Genomic DNA, 1,186 nt, shown 5'->3' with positions numbered 1-1,186 from the left:
TCCGCGCCGACCAGACCCGGCAGCTTCACACGTTGGGAGCGTAGCTCCTGTTTGACCTCGCGCGCCTTCTGGCCTGCACGCCCCGGCAAGATAAAGGTGATTTCCCCGAGTACCGGGCTGGCGTCGACGCTATCCCACAACTTGCCGCCCTCAGCAAGGTTGCGGTTGTGTTGGCTGCGGATCAGCCAGTCGGCTGGTTGGCCAAGTTCCTGGGCGCGCGCCATCAACTCGGCAATATCACCCTCGCGGTCCGTCACATACACCAGTCGTGTCCGGGGCAATAGCGCGGCTTGTTCCGCAACGCGTTCATACCCTTCAATCCAGCGTACGCTTTCCTTGATCCCGCCGCGGTTGCCGTCGGCGTCCTTTGGTTCCCGAGCCCACATCCAAGCATCGATCACCCCCAGCGGTTCCCGGTCTGGCGTCACCGCGTAGGTCGGATGTAAAAACATGCCCCGCTGGGCTTCGTAGCTCAGCGGCCCCAACCCCTCCATCTCCTGGCCATTAAAGTTCAACTCGGTCGAGTCAGCGATGCACAGCACTATCGGAAACTGCGCAGCTCTGTCCGCCGTGCGTTCCCAATGCGGCTGCATCACGTCCCGCCAATCGATCTGCTCATTGCCGAGAAACCGATATGCCCCAATGGTTTGCGACCAGTCATCGCACNAGGGCCGCAAACCGCTTGAGCAATTCCTTGGCGCGCCGATCCCGCCGCGGATCACCAAGATCCAGACTCTCAAATTCCTCGTCCACCCATGCCCCCGACTCGTTGCTCATTGCTGCGCGAAAATCCGAGAGTAAACGCGAGTCTGGCGAAGTTAACAACCCCTTACCTCGAAATTTCGCAGCCTCAGGCTACATGCTCCGCTGCCGAGGCGGTCCTACTTATGTATAAGGGAATGCCGTAACGCAGGACAGTCTGTGCAAGGCGATCCACGGCGCGCGCGGATGGACGTTGATCTGCCGATAACTGTCTTAAATTCATGTCACGCCTTGATAATTCGTACAGGGCGGTATTGAATGAATCTTCCCGGCGTGCGCGGTATGCGCCCGTGGTCAAGCACCTAGATCCTATGTATGAGGACGGGTCGGCAAATTCGCAGAGTGGTCCTAAAGTGAACTGTTCAAGCAACTTACTTTGGAGGGCCACATCATGCAACCGACCCGCATCGATCATTTTATGCCG

Annotated in this window: 1 pseudogene; it reads right to left on the bottom strand. The window is 58.6% G+C overall.

Features of this window, described 5'->3' with window-relative positions:
- Positions 1–777: pseudogene (locus DN412_RS42875) on the bottom strand (IS4 family transposase); the annotation flags it as partial.
- Between the last annotated feature and the right edge of the window lie 409 nt (positions 778–1,186).

The sequence above is a fragment of the Cupriavidus lacunae genome (assembly GCF_003353055.1).
GTDB classification, from domain to species: Bacteria; Pseudomonadota; Gammaproteobacteria; order Burkholderiales; family Burkholderiaceae; genus Cupriavidus; species Cupriavidus lacunae.
This window is presented reverse-complemented; position numbering and strand designations above follow the sequence as displayed.